The sequence below is a fragment of the Wolbachia pipientis genome (assembly GCF_023661085.1).
In the GTDB taxonomy this organism is placed as follows: domain Bacteria; phylum Pseudomonadota; class Alphaproteobacteria; order Rickettsiales; family Anaplasmataceae; genus Wolbachia.
The window spans coordinates 1-6,471 of record NZ_JAHDJT010000081.1; the positions used below are offsets into that span (position 1 = coordinate 1).

Annotated in this window: 4 protein-coding genes and 1 pseudogene; 1 reads left to right on the plus strand and 4 read right to left on the minus strand. The window is 35.0% G+C overall.

Annotated features, from left to right (window positions below; all coding sequences use genetic code 11):
- Positions 1 to 531 (minus strand): helix-turn-helix domain-containing protein (locus tag DM84_RS04220; protein WP_284706132.1); only part of this gene is annotated, 531 nt, incomplete at its 3' end.
- 260 nt (positions 532 to 791) lie between these two features.
- Between DM84_RS04220 and ligA the strand changes: the two are divergent.
- A pseudogene (gene ligA, locus DM84_RS04225) lies at positions 792 to 2,753 on the plus strand (NAD-dependent DNA ligase LigA).
- Between the two features lie 310 nt (positions 2,754 to 3,063).
- Here ligA and wmk (DM84_RS04230) read toward each other — a convergent pair.
- The 3 genes from wmk (DM84_RS04230) to DM84_RS04240 form a co-directional block, all read right to left on the minus strand.
- Positions 3,064 to 4,053: a WO male-killing family protein Wmk gene (gene wmk / locus DM84_RS04230; RefSeq protein ID WP_250778567.1), complete on the minus strand. Its 990-nt coding sequence runs from the start codon at positions 4,051 to 4,053 to the stop codon at positions 3,064 to 3,066.
- Between the two features lie 135 nt (positions 4,054 to 4,188).
- On the minus strand, positions 4,189 to 5,121 hold the full coding sequence (gene wmk / locus DM84_RS04235) for a WO male-killing family protein Wmk (protein WP_250778568.1): 933 nt from the start codon (positions 5,119 to 5,121) through the stop codon (positions 4,189 to 4,191).
- A 94-nt stretch (positions 5,122 to 5,215) separates the two neighbouring features.
- The gene (locus DM84_RS04240) at positions 5,216 to 6,148 is read right to left on the minus strand and encodes a hypothetical protein (protein WP_250778569.1); all 933 of its coding nucleotides are present in this window, start codon (positions 6,146 to 6,148) and stop codon (positions 5,216 to 5,218) included.
- Positions 6,149 to 6,471 lie beyond the last annotated feature (323 nt).

Below are 6,471 nucleotides of genomic sequence, written 5' to 3' on the forward strand. Positions count from 1 at the left end.
TGATGACAATATTTCTCTTTCGTATGTATTGACTTGAGTCAGTGATAACCCAGCTTTATCCGCAAGCTCCACCTGTGTATAACCTCTAATAAACCGCCAGTCTTTTGCCTTTTGTGCCATTTGGGATTTTATAGGCCTTACTTCTGTTATAGCCTTGTTAACTTTAATTCTCTCTGACAAAAATCTAGTTAGTGTACACACTGCTTCATGAACTTTCAGGTCCTTAATTCTTTTTAGGGATTGCAATAAATAAAATGCCTGCTTATCTTCGCGACTAATATATAGTCCTTCTGGTGGCTCAGGAAAGAAAACGTCAATGTCATAATATAATTTATTTGCCATCCTCTCGAGAGTTGTAGGTTCAATACTGTATACTCCTAGCTCATAATTTATAACCGTTGACTTTGCTACACCAGCTCTTTTTGCGAACTCAATCTGAGAGCACCCCATCTTTAACCTAATATCTTTTGCCTTTTGAGTTATTTGATAGCATAAAGAATCAGGATCTATTTTATTTTTGGTAGTAGTCATTGTTGCACAAATCTTGAGAATTTATATAGTGTTATCACAGTGTATTAAAGCTTTATTACTCGGACGTAGAAATCTGCAAAGACCAAGATCTCTAATGGTTAAATATCTCACTATTTTTATTTAAATATTATACTTTTAATAAGGCGCACTCGCAATACAAACATTTTACCCCCAAAAACACGGCGGTAGCGAGTGCATGAGTCAATAATTTATTTACGATTGACGCTGTATACTGGAATAGTCACAAAAAGAGGTACTTTATGAGTAAAAATGCAATAAAACTACAAAAAGAAATAGAACATCACAATGAGTTGTACTATCAGAAAAATACTTCAGAAATAACTGATGCACAATACGATGATCTGAAAGCCAAAGCACAACTTCTAGGAATTGATGTAACAGTTGGAGCTGCACCTGATGAAAGGTTTGCGGAAGTACAGCATATTGTGCCTATGCTCTCATTAGCTAACGCTTATGACAAAAAAGAAGTTGAAGAATTCCTTGCTAGGGTCAGAAAACTTCTAAATGTACATGAGTTAGAAATCATATGTTAGCCAAAGATCGATGGGTTGTCTTTTTCTGCAATCTATGAAGATGGTGTGTTCATTAAGGGTTTGACTCGTGGAAACGGCCAATATGGTGAGGATGTGACAAAAAATGTGGCGACTATAGAAGGATTGCCTAAAGTGTTACCTGACATAAAGGGTAGATTGGAAATCAGAGGAGAAGTCTATATCAGAAATGATGACTTTTTAAAATTAAATAAAAACAATGAATTCTCCACCCCACGTAACTTAGCCTCAGGCTCATTAAGGAAGCTAAATCCAGAAGTTACTGCTCGCAGGCCATTGAAATATTTTGCATACTCTTTGATCGGTGGAACAGAAAAAACCCAATCTGAAGTATTAAATAAGCTGAAAAAGCTTGGATTCTGTGTAAATGAGCGTCAATACTTAGCAAAAAATGTGAATGAAATGCTGGAGTTTTATCATAGAATACATGATAATCGCCATGAATTGGGTTATGATGTTGATGGAATAGTCTGTAAAATCAATAACTTACAGTTGCAAGAACGTCTAGGTAATACAAATAAAGCTCCTAGATGGGCAATAGCTCACAAATTTCCTGCAGCCCATGGAAAAACTAGAATAGAGAAGATATTAGTACAAGTCGGCAGAACGGGCCAATTAACACCAGTTGCTCAATTAGTCCCGATAAATATAGGCGGAGTGATCGTTACAAGAGCAACTCTATATAATAAAGATGAAATTGAGCGCAAGGACATAAGAGAAGGCGACGTAGTGGTAGTAGCTCGAGCTGGCGATGTAATTCCTAAAATCGTAAATGTAGATCAAAGTTTCCGTTCTCCAAATGCACCAAAGTTTGTTTTTCCCGACACCTGCCCCGAATGTAACAGTAGAGTTGATGACTGGGAAGCTACGATTAGATGTACCGGGGAAAATGTTTGCCCAGCACAGCAAATAGGAAAGCTAAAATATTTTGTCTCTGAGAAAGGTCTTGATATTACTGGTTTTGGTGATAAGCAAATGGAGTTCCTTCATAACCTTGGTTTGGTAAGGAAAATATCCGACATTTTTGCTCTGGAAGAAAAGCTCAAAAAATTCAACTTAAGTGAACTAGAGGGATGGGGTGAAAAATCCATATCTAATTTGCTGGACTCTATCAATAGCGGAAGAACTGTAACGCTTGAAAAGTTTATATCTTCCCTAGCAATAAGATATGTTGGACCTAGTGTAGCAAAAGTCCTAGCCAACCATTATAAGTCCTACGAAAATTGGTATGAAGTAATGGTTAAATTACCTTCTGATGACAAAGCTCTCTACCAACTAATGAGAATAATTGGGGTAGGAGAAAAAACAGCAGATTCCTTGGAAGAGTTTTTTTCTGATGAGGATAATGCTGAAATGGTAAGTGAGCTTTCTTCTCAGCTAACAATTTTACCAGTTAATGCTAATACTAATAATTCTCCCTTTAGCGGTAAAACAATAGTTTTCACTGGAACTCTATCAACTATGGAAAGAAGGGAAGCGCAAGCAAAAGCCGAATCTTTAGGTGCCAACGTAAGCTCAAGTGTGTCAAATAAAACGGACATTGTGGTGGTCGGCGAAAAACCTGGGTCAAAGTATCAAAAAGCTTTGGAGTTAGGTATTAAAATTTTAACTGAAGAAGAATGGGTTGCCTTCATTTTAACCAAGCTATAGCTAAAAGGTTTCCCCAAAAGATTGATTTTTTCAGCATCTGGGGAAATCCTATTTCAGTTATTCAGTGTTTTACATCAAAAACAGGTGTTTTTATGGCATAAATACGAGGAAAATTACCATGTCCCATTTAACAGGCTTTAGAGCCACATTATAGCGGTAGTTAAAAAGACGACCCAAAAAACGTCCAACACCTCAAATGCCTCTGTAAGCTCTTCTGTGGAGGTCATTTTTTTTCAACATATTCAAAATTTGAAAAATAAGAGTTATATCAGATAGCTCTATATAAAATTTCTGCTACGATACCTTCAAATTACGCAAATTCCTTAGCAGATAAGCCAGTTGTTCGTGAGATAACATCGATAGAAACGCCTAACTTAAGTAGATTTTTTGCAACCTTAATTTTCTCTGCTTTTTTAACCTTTTCTTTTCCAGTCTTCATACCTTCAGATAAGGACTTTACTAACCCATCTAATATATCCACTGATTCTTGATCCTCAGTTTTTCTGTACTCACTTATGAAATCCAATAGTTCATTTTCTTCTTTACTATCCTTATTTTTTCTTGTTTTAGGCAACAGAGCCTTCACATTAACTGATAATGCTTCTGCTATTTCATATAATTTGTCATATGGAACGGCTGTGTATCCTCTCTCGTAGTTGTGTATTTCCCTAGGTGTTAACCCAACTTTATCCGCTAAATCTTTCTGATTATATCTCCTTATCAACCTCCATTTTTTTATTCTTTGCCCTATTTTATAGTGTATAGAATCAGTACGGACTTCTTCTTCTACACCATCGTATTCGTAAGTAGATAAGCCAGTCGCCTGAAAGATAACGTCAACACAAATCCCTTCTTTAACTAGATTCTTTGCTACTTCTATTCTCGCTTCTTCTTGATTAAATTTTTCGCTAACATAGACAGATCTGATCAATGGACGCACTACCTTGCGTAACTTTTGATCCTGAATTTTTCCATATATTTTTGAGAGATAGAGTATTTCTTCATCCTCATCTTCACAATAACTGTCTTTCCTTACTACTACTGGTTCAGGTAGTAGATCTGTAACACTAATTGATAATTCCTCTGCTATTGTATATGATATCTCAATCGGAATAAGAATATATCCTAGTTCATAGTTGTTTATTTCTTGATATGTTAACCCGATCTTACTTGCTGACTCTGCCTGCGTATATCCTTGCATTAACCTGCAATTTTCTATTTTTTGTCCTATCTTGTAGCTTATAGAACCAACTAGGTTAACGTAGCTAAAGTCGCTAACTTCTCTTACAGGAATAAACATATATTTATAGAAACAAGAAAACTTATGTACTTTACCATAGGACTTTATTAAAGCCTAATATTTGCTATGATTTTTTCATACACTGTGGCAATACTTCTGCTGCGATGCCTTTCATCAACTATAAAAACTTTCAAATCATGCAATTTGATCAGCAGATAAACCAATTGTTTGCAAAATAATATCAATAGAAATTCCTCCTTTTACTAAATCCTTTGCAACTTTAATCTTCTCTGCTTTTCTAATTTTTTCCTCACAAATTCGTATGCCTTCAAACAAAGACTTGATTAGCGCATTGCGTAACTCTTGATTCTCAATTTTCTTGTATTCTTCAATTACATTCGGTAATTCATTTTCTACTTTGTCATCCTCATCTTCTGCTGATTCAGGTAGTAGATCTATGATACTAATCGATAACGCTTCTGCTATGTCATATAATTTATCAAGTGGAATAGTAGTTCGTCCTTGCTCATATTTGCTTATTTTTTGACGTGTTATACCGATTTTCTTCGCTAATTCTAACTGAGTATACTTCCGTGCTAACCTCCACCCTTTTATCTTTTTCCCTATTCTTTGGAATATAGAATCAGTTTTTTTCTTAATATATTCATCAACAGATAAGCCGATTATTTTTGAGACAATATCAACAGAAACTCCCGCTTTAACTAGATTTCTTGCTATTTCCATTCTCTCTGCTTTTCTACTATTTTTTTCACTGAGCTGAGCAGATTTGGTTAACAAATAAAATACCTTGCGTAATTCTTGATCATTAATCGTTTTATATTCTCTTACTAAATTTAATATTTCTTCGTTTTCAAGATAACCTTTTGATACAGGAACAAGATCTTTAATACTTATTGATAATGCATCTGCTATGGCATATAACCTTTCGATTGGAATCCTACGTTTCCCTTTTTCGTAATGAAGTATTAGCCGATATGATACACCGATTTTCTTTGCTAATTCCTTCTGGGTATACCCTCGTTCTAGCCTCCAATATTTTACTCTTTGTCCTACTTTGTAGTCTAAAGAATCAGCTGCGTTATCGTAGCTACCGTTGCCAGTGGTCACTCTTTTTCACATGAATTTCAAAATAAATATATTCTAAGATTTTATTAAAGTTTACACATAAAACCTCCTTAACACCCCACAAATTGCTTGCTCACTAATGTCTTCTACTTGCTCTATTACTTAATCTTGATAATAATTTCTCCCTTTCGCTTATTACTTGGTTACTTCTATCCCCAATCTCTCCCATTTCTCTTTCTCGCTCTTCAATACTAAACTTAATAACCTCATCCGAATACTTGCTTTTTCCACTTGCTAGTTCTGATTTTAACCTTCTTACCTTATATTCTAATTCTACAAACCTTTCATGTTCCCTTAGCGTCTCTATCATCTGATTTATTTGTGATAGCAATTCCCCTTCTTCTAAGCCTTCTGCTATTTTAATCAGTAACAACTCATCTATTTTATAATTTACTCCAGATTGAACTATAAATAGGTTAACCACTGCTTGCATATCAACAGGCTTGGCTATTAATACATCAACATTACTACACACAAAACGTTTTAGACTTATATTTTTTTCTAGATAATTTTTCATATCTTGTGATAAGTTTTCTTTTAATTCTTCATACACTCCTGACAGCAACGTCTCTAATTCCTTAAAAAATTCAATCTCTATCTCATCAGACGTAAGAATCATTAGCAGATGTTTTACTAACTCTCTATCATTTGATTTGATTGCCTGATAAATTGCTTTTTCTCTATTCTCTTTCAAATCATATAGTTCTGATGAATCACCAAGGCTAAATAAATAGTTTGTAGCTTCTCCAGAAACATAGGCAATATTAACTTCTCTCAGCGGATGACCATCATTAAACTGTTCTAGTAACTTACTATCAGTAGTTTCTTCTATTGCAACAGCTACTTTACTCAACTTCTTTAGCTTATCTATATTGCCTTGAGAATTTCTAGGTGTATTTTTAACTTCTTCTAGCACTTCGTTATAAAGACTTTGTTTTTCCTCATTGCTTAACAATGCACAATGCTTCTTCAGCTGCTTGGAAGTTTTAGATAGAAATTGTACTAACATATTTGCCTGCGTTTTGCTGAGAACTAGTATATCCAATGCTCACGCTATGACAAGCTAAAATGGTGGTTTTGGAGTTTTTCTCTTAGTGCTTTGTAAATCGTGAGCACCTCCAATCTAGCGAAGCGGCAGAAAATACTTGAACAAGCAAAGAATAAAACGGGCCAGTGTAATATGGTTAAAGCGAAGTTCTTTCCTCTACCGTTTTCTGCTGCTCAGCTACGCTTTATTGCAAAAACCGTTTACAATCAGCGTTCAACATGATAAATTCAAACCAGTTTATTCCTCGGTAGCTCAGTGGTAGAGCAGTTGGCTGTTAACCAATT

Bases quoted from the DNA above. Each gene is read 5' to 3' on its own strand.
- wmk (WP_250778567.1), bottom strand. From the start codon at position 4,053: ATGTTTATTCCTGTAAGAGAAGTTAGCGACTTTAGCTACGTTAACCTA.
- DM84_RS04240 (WP_250778569.1), bottom strand. From the start codon at position 6,148: ATGTTAGTACAATTTCTATCTAAAACTTCCAAGCAGCTGAAGAAGCAT.